At 54.1% G+C, this 20,264-nt stretch carries 21 protein-coding genes and 1 pseudogene; 19 read left to right on the top strand and 3 right to left on the bottom strand.

What is annotated here, in order from left to right; genetic code table 11:
* Nucleotides 1–6 precede the first annotated feature (6 nt).
* The 19 genes and pseudogenes from AB1724_12910 to AB1724_12820 all read left to right on the top strand — a co-directional run bounded on the left by AB1724_12910 (nucleotide 7) and on the right by AB1724_12820 (nucleotide 18,159).
* On the top strand, nucleotides 7–612 hold the full coding sequence (locus AB1724_12910; protein MEW6078709.1) for a hypothetical protein: 606 nt from the start codon (nucleotides 7–9) through the stop codon (nucleotides 610–612).
* Nucleotides 570–1,631: an SUMF1/EgtB/PvdO family nonheme iron enzyme gene (locus tag AB1724_12905; protein ID MEW6078708.1), complete on the top strand. Its 1,062-nt coding sequence runs from the start codon at nucleotides 570–572 to the stop codon at nucleotides 1,629–1,631. Before AB1724_12910 ends, AB1724_12905 begins: the two co-directional genes overlap by 43 nt.
* A gap of 97 nt (nucleotides 1,632–1,728) precedes the next feature.
* On the top strand, nucleotides 1,729–2,073 hold the full coding sequence (gene avd / locus AB1724_12900; GenBank protein MEW6078707.1) for a diversity-generating retroelement protein Avd: 345 nt from the start codon (nucleotides 1,729–1,731) through the stop codon (nucleotides 2,071–2,073).
* Nucleotides 2,043–2,906, top strand: a pseudogene (locus tag AB1724_12895) (reverse transcriptase domain-containing protein). Before avd ends, AB1724_12895 begins: the two are co-directional and overlap by 31 nt.
* A gap of 91 nt (nucleotides 2,907–2,997) precedes the next feature.
* Entirely contained in the window at nucleotides 2,998–3,462 is a 465-nt protein-coding gene (locus tag AB1724_12890; GenBank protein MEW6078706.1) for an SUMF1/EgtB/PvdO family nonheme iron enzyme, read from the top strand.
* Between the two features lie 83 nt (nucleotides 3,463–3,545).
* The gene (locus tag AB1724_12885; GenBank protein MEW6078705.1) at nucleotides 3,546–4,193 is read left to right on the top strand and encodes a hypothetical protein; all 648 of its coding nucleotides are present in this window, start codon (nucleotides 3,546–3,548) and stop codon (nucleotides 4,191–4,193) included.
* The gene (locus AB1724_12880; protein ID MEW6078704.1) at nucleotides 4,190–5,326 is read left to right on the top strand and encodes an ATP-binding protein; all 1,137 of its coding nucleotides are present in this window, start codon (nucleotides 4,190–4,192) and stop codon (nucleotides 5,324–5,326) included. The genes AB1724_12885 and AB1724_12880 overlap by 4 nt, the downstream gene beginning before the upstream one ends.
* Nucleotides 5,327–5,345: 19 nt before the next feature.
* Nucleotides 5,346–7,400: a caspase family protein gene (locus AB1724_12875; GenBank protein ID MEW6078703.1), complete on the top strand. Its 2,055-nt coding sequence runs from the start codon at nucleotides 5,346–5,348 to the stop codon at nucleotides 7,398–7,400.
* A gap of 14 nt (nucleotides 7,401–7,414) precedes the next feature.
* Nucleotides 7,415–8,164, top strand: a complete 750-nt coding sequence (locus tag AB1724_12870) for a zinc ribbon domain-containing protein (GenBank protein MEW6078702.1) — start codon at nucleotides 7,415–7,417, stop codon at nucleotides 8,162–8,164.
* A 148-nt stretch (nucleotides 8,165–8,312) separates the two neighbouring features.
* Nucleotides 8,313–9,554, top strand: a complete 1,242-nt coding sequence (locus AB1724_12865; protein MEW6078701.1) for a caspase family protein — start codon at nucleotides 8,313–8,315, stop codon at nucleotides 9,552–9,554.
* A 16-nt stretch (nucleotides 9,555–9,570) separates the two neighbouring features.
* Nucleotides 9,571–10,569 (top strand): SUMF1/EgtB/PvdO family nonheme iron enzyme, encoded by a 999-nt coding sequence (locus tag AB1724_12860; GenBank protein MEW6078700.1) that lies wholly within the window; start codon nucleotides 9,571–9,573, stop codon nucleotides 10,567–10,569.
* Nucleotides 10,570–10,708: 139 nt separating this feature from the next.
* On the top strand, nucleotides 10,709–11,431 hold the full coding sequence (locus tag AB1724_12855) for a murein L,D-transpeptidase family protein (protein ID MEW6078699.1): 723 nt from the start codon (nucleotides 10,709–10,711) through the stop codon (nucleotides 11,429–11,431).
* 112 nt (nucleotides 11,432–11,543) lie between these two features.
* On the top strand, nucleotides 11,544–12,443 hold the full coding sequence (locus AB1724_12850; protein MEW6078698.1) for a zinc ribbon domain-containing protein: 900 nt from the start codon (nucleotides 11,544–11,546) through the stop codon (nucleotides 12,441–12,443).
* A 102-nt stretch (nucleotides 12,444–12,545) separates the two neighbouring features.
* Entirely contained in the window at nucleotides 12,546–13,163 is a 618-nt protein-coding gene (locus tag AB1724_12845) for a zinc ribbon domain-containing protein (protein ID MEW6078697.1), read from the top strand.
* Between the two features lie 112 nt (nucleotides 13,164–13,275).
* Nucleotides 13,276–14,079: a hypothetical protein gene (locus AB1724_12840; GenBank protein MEW6078696.1), complete on the top strand. Its 804-nt coding sequence runs from the start codon at nucleotides 13,276–13,278 to the stop codon at nucleotides 14,077–14,079.
* Between the two features lie 142 nt (nucleotides 14,080–14,221).
* A complete protein-coding gene (locus tag AB1724_12835; GenBank protein MEW6078695.1) occupies nucleotides 14,222–14,635 on the top strand; it encodes a hypothetical protein in 414 nt (137 codons plus the stop codon).
* A 12-nt stretch (nucleotides 14,636–14,647) separates the two neighbouring features.
* On the top strand, nucleotides 14,648–16,183 hold the full coding sequence (locus AB1724_12830) for a caspase family protein (protein MEW6078694.1): 1,536 nt from the start codon (nucleotides 14,648–14,650) through the stop codon (nucleotides 16,181–16,183).
* Nucleotides 16,180–16,497, top strand: a complete 318-nt coding sequence (locus AB1724_12825) for a hypothetical protein (protein MEW6078693.1) — start codon at nucleotides 16,180–16,182, stop codon at nucleotides 16,495–16,497. The genes AB1724_12830 and AB1724_12825 overlap by 4 nt, the downstream gene beginning before the upstream one ends.
* Nucleotides 16,498–16,500: 3 nt before the next feature.
* Nucleotides 16,501–18,159 (top strand): DUF4384 domain-containing protein, encoded by a 1,659-nt coding sequence (locus AB1724_12820; GenBank protein MEW6078692.1) that lies wholly within the window; start codon nucleotides 16,501–16,503, stop codon nucleotides 18,157–18,159.
* Between the two features lie 6 nt (nucleotides 18,160–18,165).
* On the opposite strand, the gene AB1724_12815 is transcribed toward AB1724_12820, so the two are convergent.
* The 3 genes from AB1724_12815 to AB1724_12805 are packed head-to-tail and all read right to left on the bottom strand — an operon-like array spanning nucleotide 18,166 to nucleotide 20,264.
* Nucleotides 18,166–19,722, bottom strand: coding sequence for a sigma-54 dependent transcriptional regulator (locus AB1724_12815; protein MEW6078691.1), 1,557 nt, complete (start codon nucleotides 19,720–19,722; stop codon nucleotides 18,166–18,168).
* A gap of 15 nt (nucleotides 19,723–19,737) precedes the next feature.
* Nucleotides 19,738–19,974 (bottom strand): BrnA antitoxin family protein, encoded by a 237-nt coding sequence (locus AB1724_12810; protein ID MEW6078690.1) that lies wholly within the window; start codon nucleotides 19,972–19,974, stop codon nucleotides 19,738–19,740.
* Nucleotides 19,971–20,264, bottom strand: a complete 294-nt coding sequence (locus tag AB1724_12805) for a BrnT family toxin (GenBank protein MEW6078689.1) — start codon at nucleotides 20,262–20,264, stop codon at nucleotides 19,971–19,973. The genes AB1724_12810 and AB1724_12805 overlap by 4 nt, the downstream gene beginning before the upstream one ends.

Genomic DNA, 20,264 nt, shown 5'->3' with positions numbered 1-20,264 from the left:
TAGACCATGGGCAAGTTGAATGAAAACCTGTCTGCTGTACTGGCAAAAATCGCCGCATCGCTCGGCATGAAACCGTCCCAGGCCAAACATTTGGAGCTGATGGAACAGAAACTGTCGGCCGCCCGCGCCGGCAACATGGACCAGCTGGAAACGTTGAAGGATGAAATCCGCAGGCTGGAAAACCGCGCCGTTCAGAAAAAAAAGGAGTCGGATGCGGCCCGCGGCGATATCAAGCGGATGCTGATCCGCGAAATCGAGCAGACCTTCCGCGACCTTGACCGCCTGAAGGGGCGGGAGACCATCATCACCGCCAACGTGGACCGCATCTCCCTGGCGCTCGCCAAGGTTCACGAGCTTGTCGCGGCCCAGTCCAGCGGCATCCAGGAAGGGCAGTTGGATGACATCGCCCTGGATCTTCAGGGTATGTTCGGACAGCTCAAGGCTTCCGACCGCGAAGCTCGCGACCTTGAGCGGGAAAGCTATGAAGGGCCGGAGCGCGCCGCCATGGATGTGTCCCAACGGGTCGGCGAACTGGAGGGGACCAAAGAGACTTCAGCCGAGCTTTCCGAATCAACGCTTCAACGCTTAAAAGAACTGGAGACAGATCGCTGATGAAATGCACCAAGTGTAACCAGGAAATACAGAGCGGCTGGAATGCCTGCCCGGCCTGCGGACAGAAGATAGCCAAAAAACATATCTGTCAGGGCTGCGGCAAAGAACTCGACCTGTCTTTTCAATTCTGTCCTTTCTGCGGAAAAGCAGCATCCGCCCAAGGGGCAGCAAATGGAAAATCCCTTCTGCCGGACTTCCTGGAACCAATCGCCGACGCCACCTATGCGCGGCTGGGCGGTTTGAATGCCGGCAGCGAGGCAGCCCAAAAGCGCCAGAAGGAGTGGGTGGAGAAAGGATATCCCCTGGAAATCAGGCTGAAAGAAACGGGGATCGTCCTGCGGCTGGTTCCGCCGGGAGAGTTCCTCATGGGTTCTTCCGATGATCCGGAAGCCCAAGCTGACGAGAAGCCGCAGCATAAAGTGACGATCGCCTCGCCCCTCTATGTGGCTAAGTTTCCTGTTACCCAGCAGCAGTGGCAGGTAGTGATGGGTCAGAACCCTTCTGCCTTCCAGGAAGGTGATACGGATAATAATCCTGTTGAAAGCGTGTCTTGGGATGACTGCCAGGCTTATTTAAGTCGTCTGAATAATTTATATGATCTATTGGGCCTGGGATCAAGCAAGGTGCGCCTGCCTACCGAAGCTGAGTGGGAATATGCCTGCCGTGCCGGAGCCGTAGCTTCTCGTTATGGCAAACTTGATGATATCGGCTGGTTTGAGGATAACAGCGGCGAAACGACGCACCCGGTGGGAGAAAAGAAAGCCAATGCCTGGGGATTGCATGACATGATCGGCAATGTCTGGGAATGGTGTGAGGACCCCTGGCATGAAGATTATAAAGGCGCACCGCAGGACGGCAGCGTTTGGACGGCTTGGGCGTACGTCGGAGCGGCCCGCGTCCTGCGCGGCGGCAGTTGGAACAGCAGCGGCAGGAACTGCCGGTCGGCCTACCGCGGCAGGAGCCGGCCGGGCAACCGGGACGTCAGCAGCGGCTTTCGGGTCGTGCTGGACTTAAAATAACCCTTTGGATTTTGCCCTTTTACCCTTTGTTTTTGGGGTCCAGGGGCGAAGCCCCTGGTCGACGGCAAAAATGGCCGCTCGGCATGGAGAGAAGAATATGGCGCAAGAGTTGAAAGTCATTCAGGACTTCTATGACTTCACCCTGTGGCTCATCAGTCATACGGAGAAGTTCCCGCGCCATCATCGCTACAGTCTGGGGCTGGCCATGGAGAATCGCCTTCAGCGGATTCTGGAACTGCTTCTGCGGGCCAAATATTCGCGCCGCAAAACGGATTTTCTCAACGATGCGAACATTGAACTGGAGGTGCTTCGCTTTCAGGTCAGGCTGTCCAAGGATTTGAAGGCCCTGCCGCAGAAAAGTCACGGACATGCGGCCGAAAGAATGCAAAGTATCGGCGCGCAGATCGGCGGATGGCTGGCCAGCAAGGGAGTCGCATCATGAAGCGGTACGGAAACCTCTGGGACTCCGTGATCTCCTGGGACAACCTGCTCCTGGCGGCCTGCAAAGCGCGGCGAAGAAAACGAAACCGCTCGGCCACGCAGCAATTCGAGTTCCGCCTGGAAACGGAATTGCTCTCTTTGCGGGATCAACTGCTGGACGGTTCCTATCGGCCGGGGGCTTTCTCGACGCACTGGATCAGCCGCCCGAAGCCGCGCCTGATATCGGCCGCTCCCTACCGGGACCGGGTTGTCCACCACGCCCTGATAAACGTGCTGGAGCCGATCCTGGATCGGCACATGCATCCGGCCTGCTTTGCTTGCAGAAAAGGCAAAGGCACTCTTGCGGCGGCAAATCGGCTCCAGGCGCTGATGCGGCGGCACGCCTACTTTGTTCAAGGCGATATCCGCAAATTTTTCCCCAGCATCGACCACGAAATTCTCAAAGCCCTGTTCCGACGCATCATAAAAGACCGGCCGGTTCTCCGCTTGCAGGATCTGATCGTGGATGGCAGCAACGAGCAGGAAGCGGTTCTGGAATATTTCCCGGGAGATGATCTGCTGGAACCCCATTGTCGCCGACGGGGGCTTCCCATCGGCAATCTCACCAGCCAGTGGTTTGCCAACTGGTACTTGACGGGCCTGGATCATTTTATCACCAGTCGCCTCGGCGTCGGGGCCTATGTGCGTTATGGCGACGATTTTGTTCTGCTTTCCCGCCATCGGCCCGACTTGGCCGAGGCTGTTGACGGCGTCCGGGACTTTGCCGCCGGGCTTCGTTTGCGCCTGCACGAAGAACGGCTTTCCATCCGGCCCGTGCGGGAAGGCGCTACTTTTGTGGGATTCCGCATATGGCCGACCCATCGGGAAATTCGCAAGAATAATATCCGGGATTTTCGTCGTCGCGTGCGAAACATGCGCCAGGCCTATGCCGCCGGCGATATGGATTGGGAAGACATCAAGCCGCGCCTGGACGGCTGGATCGGCCATGCGCGACAGGCAAACAGCGTTTGTCTGCTCCGGCGGCTTTCGCGGGAGTGGACCTTCCAAAGGGGCAAGACCGTTAACGGCCCACGTCCTGCGCGGCGGCAGTTGGAACAACAACGACAGGAACTGCCGGTCGGCCAACCGCAACAGGAACCAGCCGGACAACCGGAACAACAACAACGGCTTTCGGGTCGTGCTGCACTTTCCCGGCCCCTGTGGCCCGCCCGGAATCGACGGATTCATGGATCCGTCGAGTGTGGCGGTGAAAGTCCTGGCCTTGCTCCTGCGTCATCCGGTTTTCAAGGCGGCTGGCCAAATCCGTACGGCGAGGCCGGGCGGGACTGGTATCCTCCGTGGAGAACGCCCCGCCCGGTTCTCATCTCTAAAACCGGATCAGGAAAGATGATCTCTTTTGTTTGTTTAAAGAAAAATTCCGGGATAATTGAATATTTACGAGCGGCTTAACAGTCAACAGAAAGGACAAAAATCATGAGCCTATTCAAGTCAAAACAGGAACGGGAGCGGGAGGAGGCCAAAAAGCGGCGCAAGGCCTTTCGAGAAGCCGAGAGCGCGGTGGATGTCGTCAAGGACCGCCTCACCAAGCTGAAGAAGGACCGCGACAAGGCCTGGACCGAGGCGCGGCAGTATCTCAAGGACGGCCAGAAGGCCGCCGCCCAGCGTAACCTGCAAACGGTGCGCGCCAGCGAGGTAATGATGGGCAAGCTGGAGATGAAGCGCTGGGTCTTCGAGCAGTTGCTCACCAAGCTGGAACTGGCCAAGACCGATCAGGATTTTACCCAGGCGCTTTCCGCCATCAACACCGTGGTCAAGATCGACCCCGAAGCGGTGGCCGATGTTCTCGACGAGGTTCAGGATAAACTCGGCGAGCAGGTGGATACCGACAAGATCTGGGAGAAGATGTACGGCAAGGAGATGGAAGGCGCCGAAACCCAGATGGCCGATGCCATCCCCTCCACGGATGACATGATGAAGCAACTGTCCGACGAGGTCGCCGCCGACCTGGGCGGTCCCCGGACGGCCAAGACCGCGGAAAGCGGCGAAACCGAGCCCAGCCTCAAGCAGCGCATAGGCGAAGGGAGACGGCGGCTTAAGAATCTGATGGAGGGCGACAAATGAGTTTCATCGCCGATAAGAAACGAGAACACGAAAACGCCGCCGAAAAGGCGCTGAGCGAGAAGGATTATGCCAAAGCTTTCTTTCACACGGCCAAGGCCGCCGAGTTCGGTTTTGCGCTGGCCGAGCAGGTTGACGGCAAGATCGCTCAAAGCTATGTGGACGACGCCTTCGAACTGCTGGACATCGCCGAGGAACTCAAGGCCAAGGCGGTCAAACAGGCCCCGGCCCCCGGTCGCAAGCAGGTCAGGGAATCCGCCGGCGAAGAGGACGCGGCCCAGTCCCAGTGGCAACTCAAGGAAAAACCCACGGAGAAGCTGGACGATGTGGCCGGCCTGCAAGACGTCAAGCAGGAACTCCGCGATAAGGTCATCGAGCCGTTTCAGCATCCGGAGGCCTATGAAAAATTCAAGGTCAAGATCGGCGGCGGCATCCTCATGTATGGCCCGCCGGGCAACGGCAAGACCTTTGTCGCCAAGGCCATCGCCGGCGAGCTGGACGCAGCCTTCTTCAACGTCAACGCCTCCCAGATCAAGGACAAGTACGTCGGCGAGACCGAGAAGAACATTCAGCGGCTCTTTGACGAGGCCCGTAAGCATCCCAAGGCCGTGCTCTTCCTCGACGAGGTGGATCATCTGCTGGCCAAGCGCGGCAACCGCAAAATCGGCACCGTCGCGCAGTTCCTCACGCAGATGGACGGGCTGGTGAAGAACACCAACTGCCTGCTGGTGCTGGGCGCGACCAATAAACCCTGGGTGCTCGATGAGGCGGTCATCCGTCCCGGCCGAATGGGAACGCACATCTACGTCGGCCCGCCCGACGCGCCCGCCCGCAAGGCCATGCTGGAATACAACCTCAAGGGCGTGCCGGTGGCTACCGACCTGGCTTACGATGAAATCGTCTCGCAGACCGAAGGTTACAGCGGGGCGGACATTGCCGAAGTCTGCGACCGGGCCAAGCGCTCGGCGCTGAAGCGGCAACTGGCCGGTGAAACCGAAGCCATGGTCGGCTCGCAGGATTTCAAGGACGCCCTGGCGCGTGTCCGGCCTTCCGTCACTGCCGCCATGATGAAGGAGTTTGATGCCTGGCGCGAAAAGCGCACCGGCCCGAATGACGCGGGGGAAGACGACGAATAGGACAGGGGGGCAAGCGATTATGAAACGCGCGGCGTTGTTTATCGGTGTAAATCGCTACGATGACCCGGAGATCAACAACCTGGACTGCGCCGAGTATGATGCCACCGAGCTTTACGGCTTTTTCAAGCACCGGGCCGGGTACGACGATGTCCGCAACCTGCTCAGCCCGGACAGTGATCTGCTGCTGGACACGGCCCATGACATGGCCGCCGGCCTTGCCCCGGATGACCTCTTTCTGCTCTTCTTTGCCGGCCACGGCGTGGAATACGAGGGCCGCCACCTGCTGCTCTGCCCGAAAGCCCGCTATTCCCGGCTAAAGTATCACCAGCACGCCGTGCCCCTGGACCTTATCAAGCAGGAGACCACCCGAAAAGGCCTTCACCGAATCCTGATCCTGGACGCCTGCCGCACCGACCTGCTTCGCGGCGAACGGGGCGGCGGTGCCGGCTTGAGGGACGTCAAGTGCCTGCGGGAGATGGTCTCGGCCGAACCGGCCGGGGGCGGTTCGCTGGCCATCATCTGTTCCTGCGATGAAGGCCAGCAGTCCCGCGAAATCGCCCAGTGCCGTCAAGGCGTTTTCTCTCTGGCCCTCTTGCAGACCCTGCAGGAACGCCTGGAGAACGGCGATGCCGTCACGCTCTCCGATCAGGTCGAAGAGATCCTCTCTCAAAAAATGGCGGCCCTGGCGCGAAATTACGGCTTTACCATCGACCAGCGGCCCTGGATCCAGAAAAGCGGCGCCACACCCGCCCTTGTCGCCCCATCGTCCCGGCTGGGAGAAATCACCAGCGAGCCGATTGCTGAGACACCACCCGTGACGCAGATTATTCCAGTCAAGAATAAAAAGATTCCGAAGCAGCCATCAGAAGACACTTCCATACCAACCGCTGACAAAGAAAAGTCCGCTCATCTTTCCCCGGCCCTCCTGGAATTCAGGGAGCGAGTCCTTGGCAACCGGATACAAAGGATAAAGCGATTGGCGTTTGATGCGCTTTTCTGTCTGGATAATCTGGAAAAACCAACGGACAAGGATCAGGCTGTCAGCTTACTTGAACATTCTACAAAAGCCATGGCGCTTTCCCCCAATTGGCATTTTTGTGTATTTCTTGATTTAAATCGCATCGTGAGGATTCATCTGTTCAAACAGTTGCCGGATGCTGTTGAAGGCCGGTTCAGCCGGATGGATGGGGCAAAGGAAATCCAAAGAGGACCTGTCAAGTATAGCTACGGTTCAGTAGAAGATAAAACAAGCTTTTTCCTGCGCGCCGCTTATATTTATGCCCTGATTTTTAAAGAACGCAACAAGACAGCCGAAGCATTGGAGCGTGCCAGCAGATCAGCCGACAGCGTCTATGATGCGACAAACATAGCGCTGGCTTTTTACGACCTGCTTGGTGATGGCAATAAGGCGGCACGGCTGTGGCAAGATGCCTATGCCAAAGCTGCATCTGCTTCGGAATACGTGACACTGGCCCAATATACCTGTGTGCTGCCTTCCGACAAGATTGATCCTGACGATCTACTGAAAAAGGCAGAGCGTTTGGCTAAAGCAAAGAGCGATTTCATTGATGTAGCAGAAGGATATTTTAGGATAACCGGTGACGTTGCCGCCAGCAAACGGATGTTGGAAAAGGCAATTACTCGGCTGGAAACAGGCGATCTAATCTTCATGGCTGATCTAATTAAGAATTTTTATGACGCTGGTGATTTTCAGTTTGCAACATCAGTTATTGAGAAGTTCGAGTCGATCGGATTTCCTGATACTTTACCTGGATTTCATGCTATGCAACTTGCTCTTCTCTGGTTTGATAATCTTGATAATACCAACCGTGCCGTCTCTGTTCTTCGCAAGGCTGAAGATTTCATAAAACGGGCAGAAGGCAACAACAAGGGAATATTTGATGATATTTCATGGGGTTATTTAGGCCAAGCATATTTTTTTATGGGAGAACAAAAGAAGGGGCGGGAATTATTTCGTTATGTCGCATCCAGAATAACATCAGATATAGAGCGGAAAACGTTAGAAAAAAAATTGCGGTCCTGCCGCGAGGATCCGGAAGAATATATTCGCTAAAAAGGTAGGTTTCTATGAGCAAAAAATGTCCGAAGTGCGGCCGCAAGGTAGAAAACGACTGGGCTGTCTGCCCCAGTTGCGCGACAAGTATGCAATCCACTGTCTGTGGACAATGCGGCAAAGAAATGGAACCGGAGTGGGTCGCATGTCCGGTATGTGGCTGGCGAGATGATAGTTCTGATATCCCTGAATTGCCGGACGATGATGTGCCAGATGATGTTCCTGATTTGCCGGACGATGATGTGTTTGAAAAGGCAAAGGAGGCCACACCGGAGCAGAAGAGGCGCGCGCAAAGGCTCCTTGATGAATTCAGGCAGGCCATAGACGATTATGAAAGGGAGTTAAGGCCCCAGTTTGGTAAAGGATTTGCCATGCTTTTTGGCATGGCCAAACCTGCTGATCCGGAGTTGTGTTTTTCTCTTCGAAATCAAATTTATGAGGCGGTAGAGGACAGAGACGCAACATATGCAGGACCTTTTTGGGACATGCTTTGCAATAGAGACAAGAAGGATCTGGATATTGTCGCTACCCTTCGCAGAGAGGTTCAATACATAAAACGGGAACTGGGGCTGTCTTCAGGGAGTGGTATTCAAAAGGACGAAGAGGCCGATAAGTTTATTTGCCCCGGCTGTGGTGAACGGGCGACGGCAAAGGACGGCAGCCGTTGTCCGACATGCAACCAGTTTGTTCATGAAGAGTGCAGAAAAACGGACGGGTGGGGACATTGGAATTGCCCGGTGTGCCGCTCTGCCCTGGAGGATTGATCTTTTCAAAAAGTTCACCAAGCGGCCCTGCCCGGTTTGTAGCACAGGACTCGTCGGGCAGACGCAAGAGGGAAGCGGCATATTTCGCCGCTGGAACAAAATTAACGGAGCGTGAACTGGATACCGAGTTAACGAAAGGCAGATAATCATGAAGCGCGCGGCGTTGTTTATCGGTGTCAACCGGTACGAGGACCCGGAGATCAACAATCTGGACTGCGCCGAGTCCGATGCCACCGAGCTTTACGCCTTTTTCAAGCACCGGGCCGGGTACGACGATGTCCGCAACCTGCTCAGCCCGGACAGCGACCTGCTCCTGGACACGGCCCATGACATGGCTGCCGGCCTTGCCCCGAACGACCTTTTTCTGCTTTTTTTTGCCGGCCATGGCGTGGAATATGAGGGCCGCCACCTGCTGCTCTGCCCCAGGGCCCGCTATTCCCGGTTAAAGTATCACCAGCACGCCGTGCCCCTGGACCTTATCAAGCAGGAAACCACCCGAAACGGCCTTCACCGGGTCCTGATCCTGGATGCCTGCCGCACCGACCTGCTTCGCGGCGAACGCAGTACAGGTGCCGGCTTGCGGGACGTCAAGTGCCTGCGGGAAATGGTCTCGGCCGAACCGGCCGGGGCGGGTTCGCTGGCCATCATCTGCTCCTGCGACGAAGGCCAACAGTCCCGTGAGATCGCTCAGTGCCGTCAGGGCGTTTTCTCTCTGGCCCTCTTGCAGACCCTGCAGGAACGTCTGGAGACCGGCGACGCCGTCACGCTCACCGACCAGGTCGAAGAGATCCTCTCTCAAAAAATGGCTGCCCTGGCGCGAAATTACGGCTTTACCATCGACCAGCGGCCCTGGATCCAGAAAAGCGGCGTCCTCCCCTCCCTTGTCGTGCCGTCGGCCCGGCCGTTAAAAATTCCCAGCGAACCGATTGCTGAAACGCCACCCGTGGCGCTGGTACTTCCAGTCGGGGACGAAAAAATTCCGAAGGCACAGTCAGAAGAAGACCTTCCACGTGCTGAAACGCCACCCTTGACCGGGACACCTCCTCTGGAGCCCCCCCCCCCGCCGACGGAAGAAAATCAAGTCGTCATACAAACCGATACAACAACTGACGAACCCCGGAATATTGAGGAAAACGCCGCCCAAGCAGAAACCGACCAGTGCCCCTACTGCCAAAGCCCGGTTGCTGCTTCCTATGCTTTTTGCACGACATGCGGCAGGAATTTGTCGGAAAGAAAATGCACCGCCTGCGGTTGCGCGGTAGACAAGTCCTGGAAGTTCTGCCCCAACTGCGAAAAATCGCTTCTGCCGGAGAGAAAATGCCTTGCATGCGGATGCGCGGTAGACAGGTCCTGGAAGTTCTGCCCCAACTGCGAAAAAACTCTTTCATAGCAAAAAGGAACCTTTGATGAAATGCACCAGGTGTGACCAGGAGATACAGAACGGCTGGAATGCCTGCCCGGCCTGCGGACAGAAGATAGCCAAAAAGCATGTCTGTCAGGGCTGCGGCAATGAAATCGACAGCGCTTTTAAGTTCTGCCCTTCCTGCGGACAAGCGACCACTGCTCAAGGGGCGGCAAACGGAAAACCCCTTCTGCCGGACTGGCTGGAACCAATTGCCGACGCCGCATATGCGCGGCTGGGTGGCTTAAATGCCGGCAGCGAAGCAGCCCAGAAGCGCCAGAAGGAGTGGGTGGAGAAAGGATATCCCCTGGAAGTCAGGCTGAAAGAAACGGGGATCGTCCTGCGGCTGGTTCCGCCGGGAGAGTTCCTCATGGGCTCCCCCGATGAAGGAGACGCTCCCGAGAACGAAAAACCACAACATAAAGTGACCATCTCCTCGCCTCTCTATGTGGCCAAATTTCCTGTTACCCAGCAGCAGTGGCAGGTTGTCATAGGCCATAATCCTTCGCATTTCCAGAAGAACAACACAGAAAAACTTCCCGTTGAAAGTGTGTCGTGGAATGAGGGCGACATTTTTTTAAATTGCCTTCATGATCGGCTGGATTTGGAATTAGGCGAGATACGACTGCCGACTGAAGCCGAGTGGGAATATGCCTGCCGTGCCGGTTCGACTGATTCGCGTTACAGTACTTTGGGCATCGGCTGGTCTAACGACAACAGCGGCGGCGGGACACATCCAGTGGGTGAACAGCGGCCAAATGCCTGGGGCCTTTATGACATGATTGGCAATGTCTGGGAATGGTGTGAGGACCCCTGGCATGAAGATTATAAAGGCGCACCGTCAGACGGCAGCCCATGGGCTGGTGACTCTGGTTATCGCATTCTGCGCGGTGGCAGTTGGTATGACTACGCCAGGTTCTGTCGATCGGCGTACCGTGGCAGGCACCAGCAAGACAACCGGAGCAACAATGTCGGGTTTCGGGTCGTGCTGGATTTAAAATAACATTTTGGACTTCAAATTTTTATACTTTGTTTCCGGGGTCTCAGGGCGAAGGCCCCTGGCCGCCAAAAAATTGGTACACTGCAGAATGTAGTGACGATGAACATAAGCCAACAAACAAATAACAGGTAAATCTACCGATATGAGAAAATTCGTATTTTTTGTCATCGTTTTTATTGTTGGCTCCTATTTCCAAAACATAGCCTTCTCTGCTGATTTGCCTTCAAGCAGGAGATCAGAAGATGCGATTGCAAAGGTTAAACCGGTTCTTGAACAGGAACTCAAGGACAAGGGGCTTAATTTCGGGTCGCCAATTTATATTCGAATTTTTAAGGAAACCGGTGAACTGGAACTGTGGGTTAAAAATTCAGAAAGGTTCGAATTGTTTAAAACCTACGAAATTTGTTTTTATTCAGGTGGGCTTGGCCCCAAACTAATGTCTGGTGATCAGCAAAGCCCTGAAGGATTCTATTTTGTCAAAGCCACCCAGTTAAATCCGAATAGCCAGTTCCATTTATCTTTTAATATAGGCTATCCAAATGCCTACGATAGAGTACATGGAAGAACCGGCAGCGCTCTTATGGTTCATGGCAATTGCGTGTCAATTGGTTGTTATGCAATGACAAACAAAAAAATCGAAGAGATATACGCCATGGCGGATGCAGCCCTCCGAAACGAGCAACCCTTTTTTAGAGTACACATATTCCCATTTCGAATGACTGAAATAAATATGAACATACACAAACAATCAGAATGGTTTAACTTCTGGGAAAATCTCAAAGAAGGATACGATATCTTTGAGGCTCAAAAAATACCGCCGAATGTTTTAGTGAAAAACAAAAAATATGTGTTCGAAAAAATATAAAACAGGCCTAACCACAGCGTGCGCAAGACGCTCACAAGCTCGTGTTTATGACGCTGACCGTTAACGCCATGAACAAGCAAGCCGCAAAATCAACAGCAGAAAGGCATACGCGATGAAATGCACCAGATGTAACCAGGAGTTACAAAGCGGCTGGAACGCCTGCCCGGCCTGCGGACAAAAAATAGCCCAGAACCATATCTGCCCGAACTGCGGCCGGGAAGTCGACCTGTCCTTTCGATTTTGTCCTTTCTGTGGGAAAGCGACCACTGTCCAAAAGACAACAACCGCAAAAACCGAACGCCAGGTTGACCGGGTCGATATTTATGATTTTTTTTACGAATGCGGCCTGGATGCGGATGAAGCCGACAAGAAGGCTTCAAGGTTGGTCGCGAAGCTGACGGAAGAGGAGTTTACGTTTTTAAAGGATGCTTACCAGTGGGTTTTCGAGACCTTTTATGGTGAAGACACGGACTATTGCCTTGAGGCATTGCAGAAGGCCGAACAATTATCAATCGCCATCGCGCCTGAACAGTTTCCCCTGGCGCAGACAATTTTCGAGTGGGCAATGGATTCTGTCTGGGCTAACGATAGTGATTTAAATGATGAAGCATTGGAACTTACGATTGAACTCTTGCAGATACCTGCATTTGATGAGACCCGGCTGGAGCTGTTCAAAGCTGTTTATGATTGGTTTTATGATGAAGTTCATGGCTCAGCTTATGAATTTATCGATGATAGTCTAAATTTTGCAAAAGAACTTATACAGATACCTGCTTTTGATGAAGCCCGGCTGGAGCAGTTCAAGGAAATCTATGATTGGGTTTATGATGAGGTCCATGGATCAGCATATGAATTTATTAATGATAGCCTCGCCCTTGCAAAAGAACTTATACCTCGAATGACGCCAAACATTTTTGAGAAACTCAAACAAAGTTATTCGAAGGCCGTAGATGATCTGGAAAAAGAACCTGAAGACGCGTTGGCCTATGCCCGAAAAAGAATTGGGATTTGATGTTTATTGTCTGATTGACAGCGCATTTTTAGCTAAAGAGACGAGTAACATCATGCTTAATAAAGAAAGCCGCAAAATCAACAATAGAGAAAGACATACGCGATGAAATGCACCAGATGCAACCAGGAGATACAGAGCGGCTGGAATGCCTGCCCGGCCTGCGGACAAAAAATAGCCAAAAAACATGTCTGTCAGGGCTGCGGCAAAGAAATCGACCTGTCTTTTCAGTTCTGCCCTTCCTGCGGAAAAGCGACCACTGAGGGCGAAGCGAGAGTCACGGGAGGACAACCACCACGAAAGTTACTAACGAAAGAGAAAAGAGGCGCTGTTCAACACGCCTTTTGTGACGCGGTACGTAAACATGACTTTGAAACAGCGGAGGAATTGCTGGAAGAAGGGGCGAATATCAATGGGGGAGATGAAGGAGGGCCTATTCTAAAGGACGTTTGTTTGGGCTACGATTACCAGTCAGTAAAATGGTTGCTTGATCATGGGGCGAATCCCAATTCTCCTCCCTATTCATTTACCCCTCTGATAGCAGTAGCACTTGCTTCAAGTTCTCGCCCAGAAATTGCAGAACCTTGTATCGCAATCATGAAACTTCTGATCGAAGCCGGAGCTGATGTGAACGCTATAGAAAAAGAGGGCAGAAGAGCCATAAAATGGACGAAAGGTAAAGTTAAGGATTTTCTCTTAAGCCATGGTGCGATAGTGGAATGAACCCTGGCACGGCCGTTATAAAGACAGGGATGTGCTTTGAAGTCTACACGGAAAGGAGTTTGGCATAATGTTCAACCGCTGGCAATATAGAGCGTTCATGCAGGCCGGGACAATGGCGTTCGCGTGTTACCTGGCCTGGCTTGGCTGGACTTATCTCGGGCCGCACAAGCCGGAAGTCAGCCCGCTCCGCAGGCAGGCGGCCGACCAGATCGTGCCCCAGGTAATCAGGGATTTACACGAAGCGCAGCTCGCTGCCGGGGTAACCGCTCTGCTGCACCTGGCCAATGACCCTTCCGATTACGTGACCGATCAACTTCGCTCCGGCATCGAACTGTCCGGGGTTGTTGATCTTCGTGACCGGACCTTTATGGAAAAGGCGCGCGCGCTTTTAAACCTGCGGCAGCCGGTTTTTGCCGATATCAGCCCTGCCGTCAGCCGGGGCAAAGCCCTGGGGGCGCAGAACGTCATCTTCGGCAGGATTAACGCCTTTGAGTCGGTTTCAGGAGGAGCCAGGATCGACTGCGATCTTCTAATCGCCTCCGTGGAAAGCGGCCAGGTCCTCCTGAGCCGGAAATACCATAACGAAATCGCCTCCGGGCTGTTGAGCGGCGCCGCGGTACAGGAGCAGATACATGGCATCCGGCCCGCCAGGCGGTTCTTAAGCTGGATGGTTGTTGTGCTGCTGCTGCCGGTCTTCTCCATATCCTTTATCCGGGGCATGGTCAGAAAAGAATCCAACAAGGTAAACGCCTTCACCCTGGCCGTCTACACGGCGGCCGACGCGCTGATCGCCTATCTGCTTCTGGGCGCGGCCCTGACAGGTTGGTTTACCGTGATCCTTTTTATTATCGCCGTGGGCGCGGCCCTGGCGTATAACTACTACATCATGAATTTTGCGCTGAAGCTGGAGACATGAGGCTTCCCCGACAGGTTGCCGGGACGGTCGATTAGACACGATTCCATACGGGCAGGCTTGCCTCGATTCGTTACCACTGGCAATGAGGTTCAGGCCGGGACACAATAACAGAAGGATTATTGCGGAGGAGGATCAGACGGAAATGAACAAACTTATCACTTTGCTGGTGTTTGTCGCGATTATTGGCATCGGCGCCTACTGGGCGGCTGATCATCACGTTGTCAAGACGAACAAGGGCGTTATCGTTCTTGTTAAGCGTTACCTGACCTATGCCGACACCCATGTCGATGTCCGGAAGTGGTCCTCGGCCGATTTTGACGCGCACCCGGAACTCAAGCGCGCCATGATTGAACAGGGCTACCGGGACATGCTGGCGGAAATCAAGGAGCGGGAAATCCGGGCCAAGATGGATGAAATGCGGGGCAAGGTTTCGGATGTGGCGGATGAATTCGCGGCCAAGGTCCAGAAAACCATAGACATCTGGCTCGGCGAAACGCCGCCGGCTGCTACCCAGCAGCCGGACACCGGGGCAAAAGAAGCTCCGGCTCAGCAATAAAAGCTCAAAAATATGAAAAACAAACCATCAGATAAATGGGCCATCCTGATCGGAGTCAATCGTTATCATGAGAGCCTCGGCCCGCTCAAGTATGCCGTCAACGACTGCCGCCGCATAGCAGAAATTCTTAAGCAGGGGCAGGACGGGTTCTCGGCGGATCATGTCCTGCTGCTGACCGACGATCAGCCGGAAGACCGCCGCCCAACCTACGCCAACATTCATTCCTGGCTGGCCTCCTGGCTTTCCCAGCCAAAGGAAGACGATACCGTGCTGGTCTATTTTTCCGGGCATGGCCGCGACCTGGGTGGCAAGTGCTACCTGGCCCCAGGGGATGCCACCCTGCATACCATGCACGTGACCGGCATCCCTGTCGCCCATGTCCAGGACATCCTTGCCCGGTGCGCGGCCCGTCAGAAGATCCTGATCCTGGATGCCTGCCATTCCGGCGCGGGCAAAGACGTGGCCGCCATGCCCGGCTCCATTATGGAGCAGATCGCCGCTGGTAAAGGCATTTACACCATCACCTCCTGTGACGCGGACGAACTTTCCCACGAGTGGGACGAGAAGAAACAGGGCGTCTTCTCCTACTACCTCGCCGAGGCTCTGTCCGGCGCCTGCCCGCCGGATGCGCAGGGCCGCGTCACCGCCGAATCCCTCTACGAGTGGGTCTATGACCGTGTCCGCTCCTGGGCCGCACAGAAACGCTGCTCTCAGACCCCGAAACGGTTTGCGGAAGGGACCGGGATTGTGACGGTACGGGAGGGTGAGCCGGATTGGAAGTTATCGGCCCTGTCTATGCAGCAACAGATCGCCGGCATGCAGCAAAACAACTCTCAGATGAGTGTTGAATGCCCGATTTGTGGCATGCGCAACCCTGAAGGTGAAACATTCAAGTGCCGCGAATGTGGGCGAGACTATCTTTGCCGGAGGCATTTTGTTGATGAATATGAATGCTGCAAGCAGTGCGCAAAGCCACCGCAGAGTCCGGTCCGGAAAGGCATCAATACGAATGACAGACCAAGGAGACGATTCCGTCATCTTTTAAATGCAATAAATCCGTTTGATTCCGCTAATGCTTTTGTGGCCTGGGCTATTTTTTTACTACTTGCTATTCCATTTGGAATAACGATCAAAGGGTATTTCGAACGCGGCACCGCTGAAGCGACAATTTCAGAAAGCATCAAAAGACTGTGTGATGTACTGGAAAATGACCAGACGGTAAAAACGATCACAATCCTGCCCCTCAAGTTCGCAAAGGAGAAGGATGAAAATTATCGGGGAGCAAAAGATAAAGCCGATGCTGTCCGCAGGTATGTCGCAGGCAGGTTGACTGACAATCTCGCAGCCAGAGGGTTTTCCATAGCATATACAGATGATCAAAGACAACCGGCAAAGGGCATGCTTCTTGCGGGCACTCTGTATTTTGATTTTCCCTGGCCTGACGTAGCCCGGATTAAAAAGATCGATCTGAATTTAATGCGCGAACAGGATAGTGCCATCATCTGGTCGTCAACCTGGGAACTGTTTAGAATGGAGATTGATCCATGAACGACGCAATGGCCATCTATACAAGCGACTTGCGTGTATTAATTCCAACGGTCGCCATGTTCGTCATCGTCTTCGCCATCATCCTGCGGAGCATGAAGGAAATGTCGTTGATCGAGGGCAGCGTGCAGAAAGTGGCCGTTTCTCTTTGCGTATCCTTGCTTGCCATATGGGGCATGGATCAGGCGCTCATCCGGCCTCTCCTTCTCAACTATACGGCCATGGGCATTGCCATGCTTGTTAGTTTAGCTGTTATGTTATTGTCTGTGTGGATCGGGTTGTTGGTTAAAACACATAGAAAAAACCGGTTAAGGTGAAACATGAGCGACTCGAAGCAGGACATCATTCAAGTATTCCGGGAAAAAAAACGCGGCTTGTGGCGTTTTGGGGGCGGATCAAAAGAGAAACTGCCCGAGGCCGGTCCTGACGTGGATTTTTACACGGTTACCGCCTTATCCGGGGAAGATCGGGAACTCAACCGGGTGTCACGCGATGATGCCGAAAAGGCGCTGGGGCGCGACGAAAATTCCGCCATTCTTGTCCTGAAGAAATCCTCCTGCGAAATGGCGCTGTCTTTTTCCGGTATCTTAAAAGACAGTCAGGGGCATGCCTGGGACTTGCAGTTAAACGGTTCCTGCTCCGTGTCGGATATCCGTAATTTACTGGGGAAATTCGGCTTTAACAGCGTCACGCCCGAAGCCCCGCTTTCGGACACAATGCTGGAATCGTGGCTGGCTGAAGCGGTCCGGCATAAGATCAAGGACGCTGTCCGCGACACCTCCATCTCCGATATTCTGGAAAAAGATGCCCTGCCGACAAGTTGGTGGGAATCTCAGCTCAACAAATGGCTGGCAGGCGCCGGGCTTATCTGCCGGATTACGACAGCGCGATGGGAAAGCGCCGAAGCCGCGCGCGCGGAAGCGGAGCGTATCCGCCAGCAGGACATGGAGCGGATCGCGCGCGAACGGGAACGGCAGTTGCAGGCGGAAAACCGGGAGGCCAAAGCCAGGGCGGATTACGCAAAAGAGAAGGCCCGCATTGAAGCGGACAGAAAGTTATCCCAAAAGGAGCAAGCGCACCAGCTCCAGGTTCTGGAACTAAAGCATCGCAAGGAACTGCTGGCCGCCGAAGCCGAGATGGAAAACGCCCGCCGGGCCGTGGAGCAGGCGGCCCTGGAACATGAAGTTACCGTTGCCCGTCTCCGCCATGATTTAAAATCCGTTGGCGAAGGTGAGACCCGCCTGGCCGAAGCGCACGAACAGCATGCCGCGCTTGCGACGACGCTGGAGAAAGCCACGGCTGTTTTGGATCAGCTGGGGCGGATCAGCGAGCCGCTTCTGCAGCAGCTTGTCAGCCGGGATTCCGGAGATGCGCATCAGGCGGCAGAGCGGCTGGTTTCGCCTGAGTTCGGCGTGTCAGCCGCGGCCCTGGCCGCATTGGGATTCGGCGTGGCCAACCAGTCACTTGTAGAAACTTTAAACGGCAAGCAAACCAAGGACAGCCAATCCGTCCAGCTCTCAAAGGCGGACTTGACGACCCGGGACATCGGCACCGCCAGGGTCAAGGCTCTACCGATAAGACGGTCGCTGCAATTCAAGGTGGTATCCCGGCGGGCCGGATACGTGGCGATACTCAACCTGGGCACCAGCGGAGCGGTTTATCTCCAGGTTCCCAGCGCCCTGACCGGCGGGCAACATCTTCAAGTGGTTGAGGATAAGCCCTACTTTGTGCCCGGAGAGGAGCTTTTCCCCTGGAAGTGGGACTACCGGGAAGAAGGCCCTGCCGGCTGGGAGCACATGGTTGCCATTGTTTCGGATGAGCCGGTCATCCCGGATGAAATTGTGGCCCGGTCGACGCCGGAATCACCCATTGTCCGGCTGACCCCCGAAGAAATGGAAGGGCTATTCACCAGCCTGGAAGAGTTACCAGCGGAAAGCTGGACCGCGGGCGTATTGTCATTCCTGGTCGAGGGGAAATAAATCGAATTACTTATAATCCCTGGCCTTGATTTTAAGCTGGGTGGTGAGGTATTGGCGGTAGGCCTCGTATTTTTTGTGATCCGCCGGGGATTCTTCTTTGTCCAGGCCTTCATAAAAATTGAGCAGAATGCCGGACTGTTTCATGTGCCCCCGGGCCTCTTTCATGGCCCGGTCGATGATCTGCCGGGCAATCAACTCGCCCCAGGCTTTTGCCAGGGACGGCGCGTCATCGTACCGGTTCTCCCTGTTTTTTATCAGGGAATAAAGCCTGTCCAGGTTGACCAGGGCGGTAATGCCGGCATCATTGTCTATGTAAATTTCCCTGTCAAATCGGACATGGGCGGCGGTGATCCGGTCTGAACCGGAAATGACGGCCAGGGGAACGGCCCGTTCAAACACATTGTCCAGTTCTCGGATATTGCCCGGCCAGTCATAGCGCAAGAGTTTATTCAGCCCGTCTTCGGTGAGTTCAAAGGTCCTGTTTTCCCTGCCGGCGGCCGAATGCTTCTTTAAAAATTTTTCGGCCAGCAGGGGGATATCTTCCAGATGATCCCGCAGGGGTGGAATGTGCAACGGGAAACCGCTGATCCGCATGAGCAGATCAGGCCGGAATTTTTCTTCCAGGGCGTCTTTATGGATATTTCTGTTGGTGGCGCAGATTAACCGGATATCGGATGATTCGTCTGCTTTCCCTCCCAGCTTCCGGAACTCTTTGGTATCCAGAAAGCGCAGCAGTTTAGCCTGCATGGAGGACATCATGGTGCCGACCTCGTCAATAAACAGGGTGCTTTCATGCGCCTGTTTGATCAACCCGGCCTTTTCAGCGGCGGCGCCCGTAAAAGCACCTTTTTCGTGGCCGAACAATTCCGATTCCTGAAGCGTTTCCGGAAATTCGCCGGGGGTGAATTCTACCATTTCCCTGAATTTCCTGTTGCTCAGCTTATGAATGGTGCGCGCTATTTCTGATTTTCCCACGCCCGTTTCGCCTAGCAGCAGCAGGCGGGAGTCGGTTTGAGCCACTTTTTTGATAACGGAAAACAGACCGCGCATCATTTCCGACCGGCCGAGCAGGTTTCCCAGGGTGTTTTCAATGCTGATGCCGGATTCATCGATAATCCACCGCCAGAACGGTGATACCGCCTTGCGCTTCAGGCGGGCTTTTTCCAAGGCATTGCGGATAATACGTTCAAATTCGGATTTGTGATATTCCTTGTCTCCTTTCTGCAGGAAATCGGTAACGCCGTATTTATAGGCATTGCGGATTCTTTCATAATTTTCTCCGGCCCCATAGCCGGTGATGATGATCACATCCGTAGCCGGGCTTGCCTGTTTGGCCCGGCGTAACATTTCAATGCCTTCCTCTTTCCTGCCGCCGCCGTCGGTCCAGTCCATGTCCAGCAGGAGAATATCAAAGGTGTCGCTTTCCAGAGCGGCATAAACCTCATCGGCCTCCACCTGAGTATGGATATTCAGGTCGGAAATATCCAGGTGGTTCAGGTCTTCCTGCCAGTTCTTAATCCACTCCGGCCGGTCGTCAGCCAGCAATATTTTAATTCTTCCCATTTTGTTTTTTCCCGGTCATGCCTGCGGGGCCTTCTCCGTATGCCACTCCATCTGCAGTTTTCTATTGTTGGCCGCGCAGTCACGAAGGTAAAGGTTTATCAGGCTCTGGTAGGGGATACCTGTTTCTTCAGACATGTTTCTGAAATATTGAACCGTATCCCGATCCAGACGCATGGTGACCGGCTGTTTCAAATACTTCAGATAAGGGTTTTTACGCCCTTTCATTTTGGAAAAATCATAATGATCTCTCATGATCGGTTTCTCCAATATTCATTTTCCTCTTTTTGGTCCGCTTTTCTGGCAGAGATAATTCTTATAACCGACTCGTTTTCCCTGAAACAGTGACAAACCACGAGAACCCTGAGTTTATAACTTATCCCAAGCAAAATAAAACGGTCTTCCTCATCCGAATGATCGGGATCAAAATATTGAATGGCATTCTCGTCATAGAAGACCGCGCGCGCTTCCTGAAAAGAAACCCCGTGTTTTTTTATGTTCGCCCGTTCTTTGCGGATATCCCATTCAAATTTTAATTCTGTCAT

Source organism: Thermodesulfobacteriota bacterium (assembly GCA_040753795.1).
Lineage (GTDB): Bacteria > Desulfobacterota > Desulfobacteria > Desulfobacterales > Desulfosudaceae > JBFMDX01.
This window is presented reverse-complemented; position numbering and strand designations above follow the sequence as displayed.

Coding starts and splice junctions, on each gene's coding strand:
- AB1724_12855 (MEW6078699.1), top strand. CDS start 10,709: ATGAGAAAATTCGTATTTTTTGTCATCGTTTTTATTGTTGGCTCCTAT.
- AB1724_12840 (MEW6078696.1), top strand. CDS start 13,276: ATGGCGTTCGCGTGTTACCTGGCCTGGCTTGGCTGGACTTATCTCGGG.
- AB1724_12825 (MEW6078693.1), top strand. CDS start 16,180: ATGAACGACGCAATGGCCATCTATACAAGCGACTTGCGTGTATTAATT.
- AB1724_12805 (MEW6078689.1), bottom strand. CDS start 20,264: ATGACAGAATTAAAATTTGAATGGGATATCCGCAAAGAACGGGCGAAC.
- AB1724_12870 (MEW6078702.1), top strand. CDS start 7,415: ATGAGCAAAAAATGTCCGAAGTGCGGCCGCAAGGTAGAAAACGACTGG.
- AB1724_12820 (MEW6078692.1), top strand. CDS start 16,501: ATGAGCGACTCGAAGCAGGACATCATTCAAGTATTCCGGGAAAAAAAA.
- AB1724_12845 (MEW6078697.1), top strand. CDS start 12,546: ATGAAATGCACCAGATGCAACCAGGAGATACAGAGCGGCTGGAATGCC.
- avd (MEW6078707.1), top strand. CDS start 1,729: ATGGCGCAAGAGTTGAAAGTCATTCAGGACTTCTATGACTTCACCCTG.
- AB1724_12890 (MEW6078706.1), top strand. CDS start 2,998: ATGCCGCCGGCGATATGGATTGGGAAGACATCAAGCCGCGCCTGGACG.
- AB1724_12835 (MEW6078695.1), top strand. CDS start 14,222: ATGAACAAACTTATCACTTTGCTGGTGTTTGTCGCGATTATTGGCATC.
- AB1724_12850 (MEW6078698.1), top strand. CDS start 11,544: ATGAAATGCACCAGATGTAACCAGGAGTTACAAAGCGGCTGGAACGCC.
- AB1724_12875 (MEW6078703.1), top strand. CDS start 5,346: ATGAAACGCGCGGCGTTGTTTATCGGTGTAAATCGCTACGATGACCCG.
- AB1724_12910 (MEW6078709.1), top strand. CDS start 7: ATGGGCAAGTTGAATGAAAACCTGTCTGCTGTACTGGCAAAAATCGCC.
- AB1724_12860 (MEW6078700.1), top strand. CDS start 9,571: ATGAAATGCACCAGGTGTGACCAGGAGATACAGAACGGCTGGAATGCC.
- AB1724_12885 (MEW6078705.1), top strand. CDS start 3,546: ATGAGCCTATTCAAGTCAAAACAGGAACGGGAGCGGGAGGAGGCCAAA.
- AB1724_12865 (MEW6078701.1), top strand. CDS start 8,313: ATGAAGCGCGCGGCGTTGTTTATCGGTGTCAACCGGTACGAGGACCCG.
- AB1724_12815 (MEW6078691.1), bottom strand. CDS start 19,722: ATGGGAAGAATTAAAATATTGCTGGCTGACGACCGGCCGGAGTGGATT.
- AB1724_12810 (MEW6078690.1), bottom strand. CDS start 19,974: ATGAGAGATCATTATGATTTTTCCAAAATGAAAGGGCGTAAAAACCCT.
- AB1724_12830 (MEW6078694.1), top strand. CDS start 14,648: ATGAAAAACAAACCATCAGATAAATGGGCCATCCTGATCGGAGTCAAT.
- AB1724_12880 (MEW6078704.1), top strand. CDS start 4,190: ATGAGTTTCATCGCCGATAAGAAACGAGAACACGAAAACGCCGCCGAA.